Here is a 16,419-nt window from a genome sequence, read left to right as displayed (position 1 = left end):
GAGGGCGCGGACCTGTCCGAACCGTTATGCCGCCCTCACCTAATGGTCACAGCCACGGTCCTTCACACCTGCGCCAGGTCCGCGCTGACGGTCAGCTTCTCGTTCGCGTCCACCTCGTCACGCAGGCGCTCGATACGGGCCCGGGCGCCGGCCAGCGCGTCCGAGCCGAGCAGGAGGCGCAACGGCGGCAGTTCGGCGTCCACAACAGTGGCGATCGCGGCCGCGGCTCGGACGGGGTCACCGGGCTGGCGACCGGAGACCGCCAGGGTGGAGGCCCGGCGCCGGCCCGCGGTCTCCTCGTAGTCCGCGAGGTGTGTTGCGGACTGCCGCATCGAGGATCCGGCCCACCGGGTGCGCAGCCCGCCGGGCTCGACCAGGGTGACCGCGATGCCGAGGGGAGCCACCTCCGCGGCCAGCGACTCCGACAGCCCTTCGAGGGCGAACTTGGTGGCGTGGTAGTGGCCGGTCCCGGCGAAGGCGGCGAGGCCCCCGAAGGAGGACACGTTCACGATCCGTCCCGACCGGCGGGCCCGCATGCCGGGCAGCACCTCTTTGAGGACGGTGACGACGCCGTGCACGTTGGTGTCGTACAGGGCCCGGACCTCGGCGTCCTCGCCCTCCTCCACGGCGGCGAGGTATCCGTGGCCGGCGTTGTTGACCAGGATGTCGATACGGCCGAACTCCTTCTCGCACGCCTCGACCGCCGTGGCCACCGAGGCCGGGTCGGTCACATCCAGCGACAGGGCGAGCCCGCGGTCACCGTGGGCGGCGGCGAGAGCGGTCACGCTCGTCACGTCGCGCGCGGTGACGGCCACCCGGTCACCACGCGAGAGAGCATGCTCGGCGAGGGCACGCCCCAGTCCGCTGGAGCATCCCGTGATCAGCCACACCCGGGCGCTCTCGTCGGCGGCAGTGGTCGCGTCGGTCAACCCGTCGATTTCTGCTGCGTCTTGGTTCGTCATGTCTTCAGTGCAACAGGGCTTCGGTGTGCGTGCCACGCCCCCTTGAGGGTGGCCCTCGGAGGGTCAGGTTCAGCAGACCGCCACCGGGCCCGCCGCCGACGGTAAGGTCCCACCCGATGACTCGCGACGACGGCAACCAGGACGACAACCCACTCGGTTCCTTCCTGCGCAGTCGCCGGGAGCGGATCGACGCCGCCTCGGCCGGCGTCGTCGACAACTCCCGGCGGCGGGTCAAGGGCCTGCGCCGCGAGGAGCTGGCGCTGCTCGCCGGCGTCAGCCCCTCCTACTACACGCGCATCGAGCAGGGCCGCGACCGGCACCCCTCCCGCGAGATCCTCGAGGCCCTGGCCAAAGTCCTGCGCCTGGATGACACCGAACGCCGTTACCTCTGGAGTCTCGTGGCTCCGGCGCTCGCCTCCGCCGGCCGGCAGGGCACGGGCCCCGTACGGCCGGGAGTGCTGGTGCTCCTCCAACGCTGGGCCGACCTGCCTGCCTTCGTCGTCGGCCCCGGCCGGGACGTACTGGCGGCCACCGCCCTCGCGACGCGCCTCAACCCGGCGTGGAGCACGGGGCGCAACCTGATCGAGTTCACTTTCCTCGACCCGCGCGCCCGTGAGGTGTTCCCCGACTGGCAGGACATCGCCCTCCAGGCGGTCGCCGGTCTGCGCACCACCGCGGCGGCCCGCCCCGGCGAACTCGACGGCCTCGTTGCGGACATGCGGGAACGCAGCGAGACCTTCCGCGCCCTGTGGGACTCCCACCAGGTGTACGACCGGGTGACCGGCGAGAAGCGGCTCGCGGTCGACGGAGTCGGTGAAAGCGGCGTCCTCACCCTCGACTTCGAGACGTTCGCCCTCGCCGGGCCCGAAGGGCACGTCCTGTACGTCTACTTCGCGTGCCCCGGCAGCACGGACGATGCCGCGCTGCGGGGGCTCGCGGAAGAGGAACGCGGGCGATGAGCGGCCCGCAAACCGCAGGCCGCTCATGTCTCACCGTTCCTCCAGCGCCTTCCGGAACGGCAGTGGGCTGTGCAGCGCCTGTTCGATGCGTTCCAGCGAACGCCCCTTGGTCTCCGGGACCTTGAGGGCGACGAACGCGATGCAGGCCACGTTCATCAGCGCGTAGAAGAGGAACGTGCCGGAACGGCCGATGGTGTTGATCGCGGTCAGGGCGGTCATGGCGATGAGGAGGTCGAAGCCCCACAGGCAGACCGTTGCCAGGCTGGTGGCCTGGCCGCGGACGCTCAGCGGCAGGATCTCCGGGCCGATGAGCCAGACGACGGCCTGCATGCCGACACCGTTGAACAGGATGTACGCGAACAGCGCGATGATCACGGTCCAGCGCTGGGTGGAGGAGTCGCCGAGGACGCCGAAGGCGAGCGCGAGGACGGTCATCGCCACCGCGGAACCGGGCAGGAACCACAGGATCGTACGGCGCCGGCCCGTCTTGTCGACGGCGATGGCGCCCACCACTCCGGCCACGACGAGCATCGTTCCGATGCCGATGCCCGTGAGGAGGGCCACCGAGTCCCCGAAGCCGGCGTCGGCCAGGATCGTGGGCGCGTAGTAGACGATCGCGTTGATCCCGGTCAGCTGCGAGAACGCGGCGATGCCCACGGCGATCAGCAGGGCGGGGCGGAGCCAGCGCTGCCCCAGCCGCCGCCAACTGCCGCCGTGCGCGGGGGCGGCGGCCGTGACGGCCGTGATCTCCGCGGCCTCGGCCGCGACATCCGTGCCCGTGGGCCGCAGCCGCCGGAGCGTGCGCAGCGCCGCTTCGGTCCGGCCGTTCTCGATCAGCCAGCGGGGGCTCTCGGGCAGGAAGGTCATGCCGATCGCGAGCGCCGCGGCCGGGATGACGGCGAGACCGAACATCACCCGCCAGCCGCCGCTCTCGTTCAGCGCCCAGCCGCACACGTAGGCGATGAGCTGCCCGATGGCGACCATGAGTTGGAAGACGACCATCAGTCGGCCGCGGATCGCGGGCGGCGACAGCTCGGCGATGTAGACCGGCACCATGTTGGACGCGCCGCCCACCGCGAGGCCCAGTACGAACCGGGCGGCGATCAGTGTCGCCACCCCGGGCGCCAGCGCGGCCGCGACCGCGCCCAGGGCGAAGATCACCGCGACGGCGGCGACCACCCTGCGGCGGCCGTGCCGGACGGCGGCGCGGCCCGAGACGACGGCGCCGACCATCGCCCCGAGGAGGATGACGCTGACCACGATCTCCTGTTCGCGCGAGGTCAGGTCGAGGTCGTCCCTGAGGTGGAGCAGGGCGCCGGAGATGATGCCGGTGTCGTACCCGAAGAGCAGGCCGCCCAGTGCCGAGACGGCGGCGACGGCGTAGACAAGGCCGGGCGTACGCCCCAACTTCGCTCCGCTGTCCTGGTCCGGTGGTCGCGCGGCCACGGCGGTCGGCTCAGGCATCGCCCATGACCAGACCCTCGATGGTGTGCTTCTGGGTGACCGGCGTCAGTTCGTCGACGACCGGGCAGTCGAGGTGGCGGCGCACGCGCTCGGGCAGGGCTTCCCAGTAGGCGCGCGTGACGGCGGTGTCGTGCCGGTCGCCGTTGGTGGCCTCGGGACCGTCGATGCCGAGGATCAGCACCGGCCGTGAGGTGGCCGACTCGTTCTTGGTGCCGCGGTGGATGGTGAGCGCGGTGCGGGCCGAGATGTCGCCGCGCTGCGGGTACTTGCGTACGGCGCGCTCCTCGTAGCGGGCGTAGTGCTCGCGGGGCGGGAACATGCCGTGCTCGAAGTCGGGTTCGTCGTCCCACTGGGTGCCGGGGACGATCTCGAAGGGGCCCATGTCCTCCTTCGTGTCGACGCCGGTGACGTTGAACGCGAGGGAGGTCAGGCGGCGTTCGTCGCGGGTCTCGTCCGGGATCGGGAAGTCGCGGTGCCAGGGCTGGTTGACGGCGCCCTCCAGCGGCACGTCGAAGCCGAGCTCGACGATGCGGTAGTCCGGGCCGAGAACGGCGGTGGCCACCGAGCGCACCCACGGGTGGTCGACCAGGTCGACGAAGCCGCGCAGCTGTTCGGGGTGGATCTCGACGTAGTAGCGGTTCGGCCCCCGGCCCACGGCGCCGCCGGGCCGGGTGCGCGCCTCTTCGTAGGCCGTCTCGATGTCCTCGCGCAGCCGGTCGGCCCACTCGGCGGTGAAGGCGCCCTTCCGCGCGGTGATGCCGTCGGTGTACAGGTTCTCGACATCCCCGGACACGTCGACATCGAGCTCGGCGGGAACGACACCGGGAAATGCGCCGCCGGGCGATACGACACTGGTCGAAGCGTGCACAGCCATCCTTGCCTCCTTGCAAGCAGAACTTCCGCCCACAAGATTGCATCGATGCATGCAACGTTGCAATACCCTTCTGGCAAGGATTTTCGGCATGCGTGAAAGGATGAGCCGGTGAGCAGCCGACTGAAGGATGTGGCCGCACGGGCCGGGGTCTCCGTGCGTACGGTGTCGAACGTCGTCAGCGGATCCGCCACCGTGGCCGCCGAGACCCGGCAGCGCGTACAGGAAGTCATCGAGGAGTTGGGCTACCGGCCCAATCTGGCCGCCCGCAGCCTGCGGGCGGGCCGCACCGGGATCATCGGCCTGGCCATCCCCGAACTGCACTCCCCCTACTTCGGCGAACTCGCGGGCCTGCTCGTGGAGGAGGCCCAGCGCCGCTCCTGGACCGTGGTGATCGACCAGACCCGCGGCGACGCCGAGGCCGAGCGCCGACTGCTCACACGCGGCGGCGGACGCGTGGTCGACGGGCTCATCATCAGCCCCTGGGCACTCGACCCGGCCGAGCTGACCGAACTCGCCGCGACCGCCGCTCCGGCCGTCCCGCTCGTCCTGCTGGGCGAGCGCAGCCCGCGCGGCGCCCTGGACCGGGTCGCCGTGGACAACGTCGCGGCCGCCGACGAGGCCACCTCCCACCTCGTCCGGATCGGCCGACGTCGCATCGCCGCCATCGGCCTGCAGCCGCATCTGCAGAACGGCACGGCGCAGCAGCGCGCGCAGGGCTACCACCAGGCGCTGGAGCGGGCAGGCCTCCCTCACCCCGCCGATGACCTGCAGCGGCCCGTCGCCGCGCTGCACCGCGCGGACGGCGCCCACGCCATGGCAGAACTCCTCGACGGCCCCGAACCTCCGGACGCGGTGTTCGCCTTCAGCGACGAACTCGCCCTGGGCGCCCTGCACATGGCCCACCAGCGGGGACTGCGGGTGCCGGAGGACATCGCGGTCGTCGGCTTCGACGACATCGAGGACGGGCGCTACAGCCATCCGCCGCTGACCACGATCGCGCCCGACAAGCAGCAGATCGCCCTGCGCTCCCTGCAGTGCCTGGCCGACCGCATATACAGCCCCGGCAACGCCGTGCCCGCACAGGATCTGACGGTGACTCACCGCCTGGTGGCACGCGGGACGGCGTGAGGTGAGCGGGTGACCCGGACGCCGAGCCGGCCGGTGCGTCAGGCCACCGGGACGACCGGGCCGTCGAGGCGGCCCCGGTCCCCGTCGGCGCCGTGGGCCAGCGCGGCGGCCACATCCTCGTGCGGGGCGCCGAACCGGATCGCGCTGACCTCGTCCAGCTTCTGGTAGTGGTGCGGGGCGAGTTCGACGTCCAGGGCGTCGAGGTAACCCTCCAGATGGGCCGGGGTGCGGGGCCCGACGATGGGGATCAGCGAGGTCCGGGCTCGCGCCGCGCGCTCACGCAGCCAGGCCAGTGCGACCTGGACCGGGCTGGTGCCCAGTTCCTCGGCCACGGCGAGGACGGCGTCGAGCACGGCGGTGCGCTGGTCGCCGCCCTCGCCGGCGGCGCCGTCGGTCGCGGCCCTCGCGCTCAGCCGGCCCTGCTCACCGTGACGGTACTTCCCGGTCAACAGGCCACCGGCCAGCGGTGAATAGAGGACGACGCCGAGACCGTGCGCTTCGGCCATCGGCAAGAGCTCCCGTTCCGCGGAGCGTTCGGCCAGGCTGTACTCGCTCTGGACCCCGACCAACGGCATGCGTCCGCTCAGCTCCGACCGGACGGCGGCGCCCGCCACCCGCCAGGCCGGGAAGTTCGACAACCCGCCGTAGCGGATCTTGCCCGCCCGGATCAGGTCCTCGAAGGCGGCCAGGACCTCCGGCAGCGGAGTCACACCGTCGGGAAAGTGCGGCATGAAGACATCGACGTAGTCGGTCCCCAGCCGCCGCAGGCTCTCCTCCAGGGACCGGATCATGGTCTTGCGGCTGTTGCCCGTGGTGCCGGGGCGGACCTGGGCGCTCCTGGTGCCGCTGTATTTGGTGATCACCACGTAGTCGTCGCGCTCGCGGCCCAGCAGCTCGCCGAGGACGGTCTCGGCCTCGCCGTTCTGGTAGATGTTCGAGACGTCGAAGGTGGTCCCACCGGCCGCCACGAACGACTCGAAGATGCCTTTGGCCCCCGCCAGGCCCGCCGCCGCCGGGGCCGAGCCGAAGTTGGCCGTGCCCAGCACATACTGCGACACCCGCAGGCCGCTGTGTCGTCCGAAGGTCTGGTAGCGCATGGAATCCTCCTCGGAATCTGCGGTACGGTCGACGACACTAACACGTAAAACGAATGGTCATTCTCTTATGCCGAAGGTCAGCCAGGCCCACCTCGACGCCCGCCGCCAGCAGATCATCGACGCCGCTCGCGCCCGCTTCGCCACCGACGGCTTCGCGCGGACCTCCATGCCCGACATCGTCCGGGCCTCCAGGCTCTCCACCGGGGCGATCTACCGGTACTTCAAGGGCAAGGACGAGATCGTCGCCGCGATCTGCGAGCAGTCGGGCCAGGCGTTCCCCGCGGAGCTGACCGCCGGGGCCATCCAGGACTTCCTCGATCACATCCGCACCCTGGCGCGCGAGGAGGGCCACGCCCGGCTGGTCGCCCAGATCTACGCCGAGGCCGCGGTCTCCGCGAACCTCGCCTCGCTCGTCGCGCGCCAACTCAAGGAACTGCGCCAGGCGGTGGTCGCACTCCTGCCCGACCACGAACCGGCGCACGCGGACCGTATCGCCGAGGCCTTCGTGGCCCTCTGCCAGGCCTACAGCCAGCAGCTCGCCGTACGGGACGACGTCGACCCCGCCCCCTTCGCAGCGGCGCTCGTCGCCATCACCCAGTCGTAGCCGAGGAGTTGGTTCGCCCGGTTTCCGGCCGGCCCGTTGCCTCGGGACCCGTGGCGTCGACCGTCACAGGTTTTACGCTCCTGGACGCGGCCGGCCGGCCCAGCGCGATACCGACCAGGACCAGGGCCATGCCCGCCGCCTGGCGCACGGTGAGGGGCTCTCCCCCGACTACGACTCCGAGAGCCACGCCGGTGACCGGGTTGAGCAGCCCGATGAGGCCGACCGTGGCGGCGGGCAGATGGCGCAGGCCCGCGAACCAGGCGACGAACGCGAGCGCCGTGGCGATCAGCGCCGTATACGCGAGGGCCGCCACCCCGGGGGCGGTGAGCGGCGGGGGCCCGCCTTCGAAGACGAGGGCCGCGACGAGCAACAGCACTCCCCCGAAGGTGAGTTGCCAGGCCGTGCCGGCCAGGATTCCGGCCCCCGCGCCCCAGCGCTTGGACAGGGCGTAGCCGATCGACGACGAGGCGAGGGCCCCCGTCGAAGCGGCCAGGCCGGCAACGCTGGGCGCACCGGCCTGACCCGCCAGCATCAGCACCACACCGCCCAAACCGATCGCGGCACCGGCCAGCGGCGCCACCCGTGGCCGTTCGGACAGCAGGGCCCACGCGCTGAGCATCAGGGCCGCCGGTGACAGCGCCATCAGCGTCGCGGCGGTCGCCGTGGTCAGCAGATGGGCGGCGAGGTAGACGAGAACGAAGAACGTACTGGTGTTGAGCAGCCCGAGCACCGCGGACTTCCACCACCAGGCGCCCCGCGGAAGCCTGCGGGACAGGGCCAGCAGCAGACATCCGGCCGGCAGGGCCCGCAGTGCGGCACCCCACCAGGGGCTGTCGGCCGGGAGGTACTGATGCGTGACGAAGTAGTTGGCACCCCAGGCCACCGGGGCGAGCGCCGTGACGGCGCCCCACCGGTAAGTAGTTTCCATGGAAGGTAATATAGCTTCCATGGAAGATACCCCGTCCAGTGCCGACAAGGTTCACGCAGACGTGACTCACGCGGACACGCCTCGTATGGATCACGTCGCCCGCATCCAGGCCGCCTGGCGGCAGGAACGCCCCGACCTCGACGTCGCGCCGCAAGGTGTCATCGGCCGCCTGCACCGGATCGCGACGCTGCTCACGCAGGAGCTGTACACGGTCTACGGCCGCTACGACCTCAGTGAGGGCGAGTTCGACGTACTGGCCGCCCTGCGGCGCGCGGGCGCCCCCTTTGAACGCGCGCCCGGCGAACTGGCCGCGCACACCATGGTCACCACCGGAGCCATCTCCAAGCGCATCGACCGCCTGGAGCACGCGGGCCTGGTCGCCCGGCGCCGCGCCACGGGGGACGGACGCGGCCGGGTCGTGGCGCTCACGGACGCGGGCCGCGCCCTCTTCGACCGGGTGTTCACCGACCACATCCGCAACGAACACCGGCTCCTCGCCGCTCTGCCCCCGTCCGAGGCCGCGGCCCTGGAGCACCTGTTGACCTCGTGGCTCGCACAACTGGAGTCGCCCGCGCCGGGGCCGGGATGAACCGGCGTGCATCGCCTCAGGTCGTCACGCCGCTCGCCGCGGATGCGGTGGTGTCCTCAGCGATGCGGAGTTCCTCGGCGACGAGGCCGCTTACGCGCTCGCGTTCGGCGCGGCCCCACGTCTCCTTCGTGACCAGGATGCCGACGAGGCCGATCACCGCCGCGCCGAGGTAGAGCAGCGCGGCGCCCGGCCAGCCGAAGGCGCCCACCAGCGCGGCGGCGAGCAGCGGGGCGAAGCCGCCGATGGCCGCCGCCATCTGGTAGCCGAGCGAGGCGCCCGACGTACGCGTCGCCGTGCGGAACTGCTCGGTGAGCAGGGAGCCCTGGGTGCCGGTGAGCGAGGCGTGGATGAGGCCGATGCCGACGATGAACACCGCGACGACCAGGGCGGGTTGAGCGGAATTGGTGAGCAGGTACATGGGGAAGGCGAAGAGGATGGCCGCCACGCACCCGGCGATGTAGATGGGTCGGCGTCCGATGCGGTCGGTGAGCGCGCCGGCCAGGAAGGTGACGCCGATGGCCAGGACGCTGGCGACAGTGATCGCGGCCAGGGCGACGGGCCGCAGGTCGGGGTGGTGGTCGGTGATGTAGCTGAGCAGGTAGGTCGCGGTGGAGTAGTAGGCGAAGGACTCGACGATACGCAGCGCAATGACGCGCAGGATGCCGCGCCAGTCCCCCGCCAGCGTCGCCAGGAACGGGTTCTTCTCCGTCCTGCCCTCGGACCGGGCCTCCTGGAACTCGGGCGATTCGGAGAGCCGCGAGCGCACGATCAGCGCGGCGACCACGAGGACGGCGCTCACCAGGAACGGCGTCCGCCACTGCCAACTGCCGTCGAGCGTGGAGCTCCAGGCGAACACGCCGCTGGCCAGGGCGATGCCCAGCGGGTTGCCCGACTGAGGTATCGCGGCGAACATGCCGCGCCGGTGCCAGGGCGCGTGCTCGTACGCCATGGTGATCGCCCCGCCCCACTCGGCGCCGAACGCGAGGCCTTGCACCATGCGGATCACGGTGAGCAGGACCGGGGCGAGCACGCCCACCTGTTCGTACGTGGGGAGCGCGCCGATGAGGAAGGTGGCCGCACCCATGACGATCATCGCGGCGACGAGGACGGGCTTGCGGCCGAACTTGTCGGCGAAGTAGCCGCCGACGGCGCCGCCGAGCGGGCGCATGACGAAGCCGACCGCGAGCGTGGCGAAGGAGAGCAGTGTGCCGACGAAGCGGTCGCTCTCGGGGAAGAAGACGGCGCCGAAGTAGAGGGCGGACGCGGTGCCGTAGGCGATGAAGTCGTAATTCTCGACGCTGGTGCCGAAGGCGGCGGCGATCGCGGTTTTGACGCGGTCCTTGGAGCCGAGCACGCTCGGCTGTGCTGCGGGTGTGCGGGTGGACATGGGGATCTCCTGCGGGTTCGGGGCACGTGCGGGTACGCCGAGGGGACGCCCGGCGCGGTGCGTGCGCGGGCGTGGGGAGGGGCGTCGGTGCGGGAACGGGAAAAGCAGGGGGTGGTGCGGCGGGGAGGGTGTGTCAGGCGGTGGTGGGCGTCAAGGTGTCGAGGGCGTTGAGCTTCGCGACGCGGCGGCGGGTGTCCGCGTCGTCGTCGAAGGTGGCGCCGAGGAACTCGCGGACGATGTCGGGCACGAGCGCGTGCGGCACCAGCCAGGCACCCATGGCGATGGCGTTGGCGTCGTCGTGCTCGACCGACTGATGGGCCGAGTACGGCTCGTGGGCGAGACCGCAGCGGATGCCGGGCAGCTTGTTGGCGGCCATGACGGCGCCCTGTCCGGTGCCGCACACGAGCACGGCGCGGTCGGCGGCGCCGCTGAGCACCGGCTCGCAGGTGGCGCGGGTGATGTCGGGGAAGTCGACGGGTTCGCTGCCGTGGGTGCCGCAGTCCACCACGTCGTGCCCGAGCGCCTCGATGGCCTGCCGGACGGTGTCCTTGAGTGCGAAACCTGCGTGGTCCGCGCCGAGGGCGACCCTCATGTGTTGTCCTGCCTTTCGAATTTCACTGTGCGCAAGTGCCGTGCGGGCGCTCACTGTTGGGGCTCGGGCGACCGGTCGACGAAGGACGTGGGCACGCGTTCGCCGGTGGCTTCGCGCCCGGCGATGAGGTCCACGACCCCGCGTACGCCGAGCCGTCCGATCTCCGCCGCGTCCTGGCGGACCGCGCTGATGGGCGGCGAGGCGAACTCGAACCAGTCGAGGTCGTCGACGGACACGACCTCGATCCGGGCCGCCTCCTCGACGCCGAGCCGCTCGCGCAGCGCGCGCACGGCGCCGAGCGTGGTCGGGCCGTTCGCGCCGAACACGGCCGTGAACGGGACGCCGCGATCGAGGATCCTGTTCATCGCCTTGGCCGCCCCCTCGGCGAGGAAGTCACCGGCCTCCAGCAGCCCTTCGGCGGTGCTGATGCCGTGCTGCTCGCGCCCTGCGAGGTAGGCGGCGCGGCGTTCGGCGCCGGTGGAGATGGTGTCGGGGCCCCCGATGAAGGCGACGTCGCGATGCCCGCGCCGGCGCAGCCAGTCGAGCACCTGCCCGACGCCCTGGGCGTTGTCCGTCCCGTACATCGGCACGTCGATGCCGTCGATGGTGCGGTTGAGGAAGACGAGCGGAAGGCCGGCGGCGACGGTGGCGGCGAGCTGCGGCGACACGGTGCTCTGCGGCGCGAACAGCAGGCCGTCGATGCGCTGAGAGGCGAAGGTCCGCAGGTAGGCGTCGGCCTGGTCGGCGTCCTCGTTGGCGTTGGCCAGCAGGACGGTGTAGCCGTGCCGGCGGGCCTCCTGCTCGGCGGCGTGCGCCAGTTCGGAGAAGAACGGGTTGCGGATGTCCGAGACGAGCAGCCCCAGTACGTCGGTCCGTGCGCGCCGCAGGGCTCGGGCGGGCCCGTTGGCGACGTAGCCCAGCTCGGCGGCGGCCGCGAGCACGCGCGCCCGCGAATCGGCCGAGGTCTGACTGCTCCCACTGAGCACCCGCGAAGCGGTCCCCAGCGCGACCCCGGCCCGCGCCGCGACGTCCTTGATCGTGGCCATCCGTTGCTCCACCTCCTCGTGGATTCATGGATTCCGCGGACGCCATGAACCTCACGGAATCCATGGAAACGTTTCCATAGCATGGATGACTTTAAGATCGCATACGGGCGCCGCTCCGGGCAAGGGGCCGGCGGGCGCGGGCGGTTCAGCGGGCGGCCGCGATACGGACGTGCCCGGCCAGCCTCAGTCCACCATCAACGCCGAGGCCCGCGGCGCCAGGAAGTGGTCCATCACCAGCTCCGCGGCGCCCTGCGCGGCGACCCGGTCCCCCACCGCGGAACCCTCGACGCGGATGCCTTCGCGAGCCGCCACGAGTTCGTTCGCCACGAGGCCCGGGACGACCGGGAGGAACGCCGGGCTGAGCCGGTCCCACAGCGGCCCGCCGAGCACCACTCTGCGCACGTCGAGCAGGTTCACCAGCACACCGAGGCCGACGGCGACCCCGCGCGCCGACCGATGCAGGATGCGGGAGGCGACGGCGTCGCCCGAGGCCGCGAGGTCGCACAGCACGGAGCAGGCGTCGTCGACGGCCACGTAGTCGTTCATGTTCGGTAGCGGCATCAGCCCGACGCGGGCGGCCTGGAGGACGAGGGCCTCCGGGACACAGGCGGCGGCCAGACCGCCGCGGCGGCCGTCCCACTCCAACTGTTCGGCGTCCGGGTCGACAAGCAGGTCGCCGACCTCGCCCATGTTGTTGGTGACACCGCGGACGACCTGGTTGTCGAGGACGACCGAGGCGCCCACCCCGGAGCCCAGGTACAGGAAGACGAAGGTGTTCGACGCCTCCGGGGAGCGGCGCAGCTCCGCCGTGGCGGCGGCGGTGACGTCCTTGTCGAGGAGGACGGGGAGCCCGGTCGCCTCGTGCAGGTCCGCGCGGAGCTGGACGTCGCGCCAGTTGGCCAGTTGGGGCGGGTCGAGCAGCAGACCTGCCTCCACGTCGAGCGGTCCCGGCGCCGCGATGCCCAGGCCGAGGACCCGGGACCGGTCGGGTGCGGCCTCGGCGATCAGTCCGTCGACGACGTCGGCGATGAAGGCGGTCACTTCGGACGGGTTCGTGGCCTGCGGCGTGCGTTCCTGCCGGGCCAGCCGGACCTCGCCCGCGAGGTCGAGGAGGACGACGGTGAGCCGGGCGGGGTCGATGTGCACGCCGACCGAGTAGGCGCCGTCGGGCTCGGGGACGAGCGGGATGCTCGGACGGCCGCGGGCGCTGCCGGCCGGGGCGATCTCCCGTATCAGCTGGTCGTCGACGAGCCGGCGGATGATGTTCGAGATGGTCTGCGAGCTCAGTCCGGACTCGCGCTGGAGGTCGGCTCGGCTGACTCCGGGCGACCGGCGGACCAACTCCAGCACCACCGCCTGGTTGTAGTCCGCCAGCCGGAGCTGGTTACTCCCTCGTCGCATGCAAGCCCCTTCATTAATCAAACCGATCGACGATCGGATCGCCATCGGGACCCAACTGCACGCACCTGCCGGATTGTTGCCAAGGCATGTGGGCTGTGCGTAAACCCTTGACGACGCGCGAACACGCTCCTTACGATCGCCGAACTTTATCCGATCCACTTGATAAAAGCACTGGACGGACCAGAGTCAGGAGAGGTGACGCGATGAGGCGCAACCGTGTCCTAGCAACCGCCGCGGCCGGAGCGCTGCTCACAGCGGGACTCACGGCCTGCTCGTCGGGGTCCGGCTCCGGCTCGGGCGAGGACGGCCCGGTGACCATCAAGCTTCTTGAGTACCAGGAAGCCCGCGCCAAGGTGGTCAGGGGCCTGATACCGCAGTTCGAGAAGGCGATGGCGAAGCAGGGGCGCGAGGTCAAGGTCGAGCTGGTCGCCGACACCCTCACCGACGACCAGTTCCACACCAAGATCACCCAGCAGCTGCACTCGGGAACCGCACCGGACGTCATCGACATGGGCGGCAGCAACGTGACCGGCATGGCCGGCGCCGGCTATCTCCTGAAGCTGGACGAGTACCTGGACAAGTGGGACGGCTGGGGCCAGTACTACCCGTCGGTGAAGAAGGGCGCGCGGCAGCCCGACGGCAGCTACTACTCCCTCCCCCACGAAGCGAGCGTGCAGAGCCTCTTCTACCGCAAGGACGTGCTGAAGGAGGCCGGGGTCTCCACCTCGCAGCCGCGTACCTGGGACGAGTTGACCAAGCGGTTGAAGAAGGTCAGGGCCAAGACCGGTGAGGCCCCGATCGTGCTGCCCGCGGGCACCGCCTGGGGCGCCGGCACGTGGACGGAGGGCCTGCTCCCCCTCATGGCCGGCACCGGCAGCACCTTCTTCGACGCCAAGTCCGGGAAATGGCAGCTCAAGAGCGAGGGCCTGAGCGCGACCTTCGACCTGTACGCCGACCTCGTCAAGGACGGTCTGCTGCCGGTCCGTGACCTGCAGAACCCGAACCCCTGGGAGCCGACGAAGTACAAGAAGTTCCCCAAGGGCACGCTTCCCGTGTCGGCGCAGGGCAGTTGGGGCTGGAAGTACGACTGGGGTCCCGAGGGCGCGGCGCCGATCAAGGACGTCCGGGACAAGGTCGGCACCTGGGACTATCCCGCTCTCGTGCCGGACACCAAGCCGTACTCGGTCAGCGGTGGTGGCTACGTCTACAGCGTCAACGCCAAGTCCGAGGCCCCCGATGCCGCCGTCGAGCTGGCGAAGTGGCTGAGCTCCGGAAAGGCCCTCGCCACCCAGCTGTCCACGGTCGGTGCGGTCTCGCCGCGCAAGGGCCTCTCCGGCACCGCCCCGTACAAGGACGAGCCGTCGCTCCTGGAGGCGGAGCGCAAGCTCCAGACCAGCATCCAGCCGCCGCTGGGCGACGGCGAGGACCAGGTTTCCCAGGCGGCCCAGGAGGCGACGGCGAAGCTGCTGTCCGGGGGCACGAGCGGCAGCGAGGCGGCCGCCGCCTTCGCGGCGGAGGCCAAGGAACTCCTCGGCGACAACCGGGTCGCCAAGTGACCTCCGCCGACACCCTGTTGTCCGCCCGGCCGGGCCACCGATGGCGGGAGCGGGGTGCGCTGTCGCTGCTGCTCGGCCCCTCGGTCCTGCTGATCGCGGTCTTCGTGATCGCGCCCGCCGCGTACGGCCTCTATCTCGGGCTCACGGACACGCAGCTCACCGGCTGGGGCGCCCGCGATCCGCAGTTCGTCGGCCTGGACAACTTCCGCGATCTGCTCGGCTCCAAGGACTTCCTCGCCTCCCTCGGCCGCACCGGCGAGTTCGTCCTCTGGTCGGCGATCATCGGGCAGACGGTGCTCGGCATGCTCGCTGCGCTGCTGCTGCGCGCCAAGTGGCTGCGCGGGAAAGGTGTGTTCGGGGCGCTGATCCTCCTCCCGATGGTGGTGCCGGAGGTCGTGGCCTCGCTGACCTGGGCGAGCGTGCTGTCCTCCGACGGGGACGGCACCCTCAACCGGCTGCTCGGTCTGTTCGGCTCCGGGGCGGCCGCTCCGCTGCAGGACCATCCGATGCTGTCGGTGATCATCATCAACGTCTGGCGGGGCATCGCGTTCGCCATGATCATGTTCCAGGCCGCCCTGGAGGACGTACCCGACGAGCTGATCGAGGCGTCGCGGGTGGACGGCGCGAGCCCGCTCCAGGTGTTCCGCCACGTCACACTGCCGCTGATCCGCGGCCCGGTCTTCCTCTATCTGCTGCTCACCACCATCACGACGGTCGGCGTCTTCGGCCTGGTCTTCTTCCTGACCCAGGGCGGTCCGGGCCAGGAGACGCAGCTGGCGTCCATCTACATCTTCCAGCGCGCCTTCAAGTACTCCCAGATCGGCCTGGGAAGCGCCGCTTCGGTGATCCTGCTCGTCCTGCTGATGATCCTGGGCCTGACATACGCCCGGCTGGCCAAGGTGAAGGTCTGATGGTTACCACGACCACGAAGACGGCGGCGGTCGAGCCCCGCCCGAGCGCCGCGCCCGCCGGCCCGCGGACACGTGCGCCGCGCTGGAAGCGGGTCCAACGGACGCTGCAGTACGCCCTGATGGTGCTGCTCGGGCTGTTCTGTCTCGTCCCGTTCACCTGGGTCGCGCTCACCGCGCTCGACGCCGACGGCGGGCCGACGGTCGGCCTTCCCACGCTCACCCTGGACAACTTCGTCCGGTTCTTCACCGACGGCGACACCCCGCGGCTGTTCCTGAACAGCGTCCTCGTGTCGTTCTCGGCGACCGCGCTCAATCTGGCCTGTGGTGTCTTCGGCGCCTACGGGCTCTCCCGCTACCGGTTCCGCGGACGTACGACGTTCATGTTCGCGATCCTGCTGATCCGGGTGATCCCGCCGCCCGCGACGATCGTGGCCCTGTACCTGCTCATGGTCAAGATGCACCTGGACGACTCGTATCTCGGCCTGATCCTGGTCGAGGCCGCGGCGGCGCTGCCGATCACGCTGTGGCTGCTGAAGGGGACCATCGACGCCGTCCCGTTCGAGCTGGAGGAGGCGGCCTGGCTCGACGGGAACACCCGCTTCGGCGCCATCCGGCGGGTCGTTCTGCCGCTGGTCGGCCCCGGGCTCGGCGCCGCCGCGATGCTCACCTTCATGGCCGTGTGGGGAGACTTTCTCACCCCACTGGTGCTGCTCCAGTCACCCGACCTCTATCCGCTCTCGATCGGCCTGTTCCGCTCGTTCACCGCCTTCAACCAGGTCGACTGGGGCGTGCTCGCCGCGAGCGCCGTCGTCTACATGGCACCGCCCGCCGTGCTCTACATCTTCCTGCGCCGGCACCTGATGCGATCGAGTCTCGGCGGCGCCCTTAAGGGCTGACACCCGGCCCTCCCCCGCCCATCTT

At 70.9% G+C, this 16,419-nt stretch carries 16 protein-coding genes; 7 read left to right on the top strand and 9 right to left on the bottom strand.

Features of this window, described 5'->3' with window-relative positions; all coding sequences use genetic code 11:
• Nucleotides 1-62 precede the first annotated feature (62 nt).
• Nucleotides 63-962 carry an oxidoreductase gene (locus ACIRHA_RS07300; RefSeq protein ID WP_403840935.1) on the bottom strand — a complete coding sequence of 300 codons (900 nt, stop codon included), beginning with the start codon at nt 960-962 and terminating at the stop codon, nt 63-65.
• A gap of 116 nt (nt 963-1,078) precedes the next feature.
• Here ACIRHA_RS07300 and ACIRHA_RS07295 point away from each other — a divergent pair, with 116 nt between their 5' ends.
• Nucleotides 1,079-1,921, top strand: coding sequence for a helix-turn-helix domain-containing protein (locus ACIRHA_RS07295; RefSeq protein ID WP_403840933.1), 843 nt, complete (start codon nt 1,079-1,081; stop codon nt 1,919-1,921).
• A 30-nt stretch (nt 1,922-1,951) separates the two neighbouring features.
• Here the strand turns inward: ACIRHA_RS07295 and ACIRHA_RS07290 are convergent, their stop codons facing one another.
• Complete coding sequence (locus ACIRHA_RS07290; protein WP_403840930.1) at nt 1,952-3,385, bottom strand: sugar porter family MFS transporter; 1,434 nt, start codon at nt 3,383-3,385, stop codon at nt 1,952-1,954.
• Complete coding sequence (locus ACIRHA_RS07285; RefSeq protein ID WP_403840927.1) at nt 3,378-4,259, bottom strand: phytanoyl-CoA dioxygenase family protein; 882 nt, start codon at nt 4,257-4,259, stop codon at nt 3,378-3,380. The genes ACIRHA_RS07290 and ACIRHA_RS07285 overlap by 8 nt, the downstream gene beginning before the upstream one ends.
• Before the next feature lie 108 nt (nt 4,260-4,367).
• Here ACIRHA_RS07285 and ACIRHA_RS07280 point away from each other — a divergent pair, with 108 nt between their 5' ends.
• Nucleotides 4,368-5,387, top strand: coding sequence for a LacI family DNA-binding transcriptional regulator (locus ACIRHA_RS07280; protein ID WP_403840926.1), 1,020 nt, complete (start codon nt 4,368-4,370; stop codon nt 5,385-5,387).
• A gap of 38 nt (nt 5,388-5,425) precedes the next feature.
• On the opposite strand, the gene ACIRHA_RS07275 is transcribed toward ACIRHA_RS07280, so the two are convergent.
• Nucleotides 5,426-6,484, bottom strand: coding sequence for an aldo/keto reductase (locus ACIRHA_RS07275; protein ID WP_403840924.1), 1,059 nt, complete (start codon nt 6,482-6,484; stop codon nt 5,426-5,428).
• Between the two features lie 67 nt (nt 6,485-6,551).
• Here ACIRHA_RS07275 and ACIRHA_RS07270 point away from each other — a divergent pair, with 67 nt between their 5' ends.
• A complete protein-coding gene (locus ACIRHA_RS07270) occupies nt 6,552-7,088 on the top strand; it encodes a TetR/AcrR family transcriptional regulator (RefSeq protein ID WP_403840921.1) in 537 nt (178 codons plus the stop codon).
• Here the strand turns inward: ACIRHA_RS07270 and ACIRHA_RS07265 are convergent.
• Nucleotides 7,075-8,016, bottom strand: a complete 942-nt coding sequence (locus ACIRHA_RS07265) for a DMT family transporter (RefSeq protein ID WP_403840918.1) — start codon at nt 8,014-8,016, stop codon at nt 7,075-7,077. The two genes, ACIRHA_RS07270 and ACIRHA_RS07265, sit on opposite strands and share 14 nt — an antisense overlap.
• An 85-nt stretch (nt 8,017-8,101) precedes the next feature.
• Here ACIRHA_RS07265 and ACIRHA_RS07260 point away from each other — a divergent pair, with 85 nt between their 5' ends.
• Nucleotides 8,102-8,605: a MarR family winged helix-turn-helix transcriptional regulator gene (locus tag ACIRHA_RS07260; protein WP_403840915.1), complete on the top strand. Its 504-nt coding sequence runs from the start codon at nt 8,102-8,104 to the stop codon at nt 8,603-8,605.
• Between the two features lie 16 nt (nt 8,606-8,621).
• On the opposite strand, the gene ACIRHA_RS07255 is transcribed toward ACIRHA_RS07260, so the two are convergent.
• From ACIRHA_RS07255 to ACIRHA_RS07240, 4 genes are all read right to left on the bottom strand, one after another.
• On the bottom strand, nt 8,622-9,992 hold the full coding sequence (locus tag ACIRHA_RS07255; protein ID WP_403840913.1) for an MFS transporter: 1,371 nt from the start codon (nt 9,990-9,992) through the stop codon (nt 8,622-8,624).
• Between the two features lie 133 nt (nt 9,993-10,125).
• Nucleotides 10,126-10,584 (bottom strand): RpiB/LacA/LacB family sugar-phosphate isomerase, encoded by a 459-nt coding sequence (locus ACIRHA_RS07250; protein ID WP_403840910.1) that lies wholly within the window; start codon nt 10,582-10,584, stop codon nt 10,126-10,128.
• Between the two features lie 50 nt (nt 10,585-10,634).
• A complete protein-coding gene (locus ACIRHA_RS07245) occupies nt 10,635-11,630 on the bottom strand; it encodes a LacI family DNA-binding transcriptional regulator (RefSeq protein WP_403840907.1) in 996 nt (331 codons plus the stop codon).
• A 183-nt stretch (nt 11,631-11,813) separates the two neighbouring features.
• A complete protein-coding gene (locus tag ACIRHA_RS07240; protein ID WP_403840904.1) occupies nt 11,814-13,031 on the bottom strand; it encodes an ROK family protein in 1,218 nt (405 codons plus the stop codon).
• A 203-nt stretch (nt 13,032-13,234) separates the two neighbouring features.
• On the opposite strand from ACIRHA_RS07240, the gene ACIRHA_RS07235 reads away from it, so the two are divergent.
• The 3 genes from ACIRHA_RS07235 to ACIRHA_RS07225 are packed head-to-tail and all read left to right on the top strand — an operon-like array spanning nt 13,235 to nt 16,394.
• Complete coding sequence (locus tag ACIRHA_RS07235) at nt 13,235-14,587, top strand: ABC transporter substrate-binding protein (RefSeq protein ID WP_403840901.1); 1,353 nt, start codon at nt 13,235-13,237, stop codon at nt 14,585-14,587.
• Nucleotides 14,584-15,498 (top strand): carbohydrate ABC transporter permease, encoded by a 915-nt coding sequence (locus tag ACIRHA_RS07230; protein WP_403840898.1) that lies wholly within the window; start codon nt 14,584-14,586, stop codon nt 15,496-15,498. The genes ACIRHA_RS07235 and ACIRHA_RS07230 overlap by 4 nt, the downstream gene beginning before the upstream one ends.
• A complete protein-coding gene (locus ACIRHA_RS07225) occupies nt 15,498-16,394 on the top strand; it encodes a carbohydrate ABC transporter permease (protein WP_403840895.1) in 897 nt (298 codons plus the stop codon). The genes ACIRHA_RS07230 and ACIRHA_RS07225 overlap by 1 nt, the downstream gene beginning before the upstream one ends.
• Nucleotides 16,395-16,419: the final 25 nt, after the last annotated feature.

The sequence above is a fragment of the Streptomyces sp. NPDC102360 genome (genome assembly GCF_044766085.1).
Classification (GTDB): domain Bacteria; phylum Actinomycetota; class Actinomycetes; order Streptomycetales; family Streptomycetaceae; genus Streptomyces.
This window is presented reverse-complemented; position numbering and strand designations above follow the sequence as displayed.